This window comes from Methylibium sp. T29, assembly GCF_000576205.1.
Lineage (GTDB): Bacteria > Pseudomonadota > Gammaproteobacteria > Burkholderiales > Burkholderiaceae_C > Methylibium > Methylibium petroleiphilum.
Genome location: NZ_AZND01000606.1, coordinates 1 through 509, shown reverse-complemented (window position 1 = coordinate 509; position 509 = coordinate 1). Strand labels below are relative to the sequence as shown.

Below are 509 nucleotides of genomic sequence, written 5' to 3'. Positions count from 1 at the left end.
GACGCGCTGGCCGAGGCGCGCCGCTTCGTGCGCGAGCAGGCCATCGCGGTGTCGACCGCGCTGGCGCCAGACCGTCGGGCTGCTGAAGACCGCCGCCGCGAGCAGCGGCCGCGGCGCGGTGTCACGCATCGACCTGTGGTTGCTGCCGTACTGCCTGGCCGAGCAGCCGGCGCAGCTGGCGGTGCTGAGCGACTGGGTGCATGCCACGCTGCTCGGCGCGCAGCCGCTCGAGGCCGCCTGGCTCACGCGGGCGATCGAGGCCTTCGAGCAACAGTTCGGCATCGAGTGCCAGCCGCGCCAGGACGACGGTGAAAGCGGCAAGATGGCACTGGCGCACGCGATCGGCGGCCTGGAGCAGGGACCCGGCATGGCCCGCATGGTGACGGCGTCGCTGGAAGCGCGGATGCTGCCGCGCTACGGGGCACGCCACATCGCGGCGCGCGTGTCGCAGCTCGACGAGGTGCTGGCGCGCGCGCACGACCACCTGCAACCGCTGCGCGCCCGCGCCG

At 74.5% G+C, this 509-nt stretch carries 1 pseudogene; it reads left to right on the top strand.

The window, feature by feature from the left end:
- Positions 1-118 precede the first annotated feature (118 nt).
- Positions 119-509, top strand: a pseudogene (locus tag x551_RS23095) (ATPase); the annotation flags it as partial.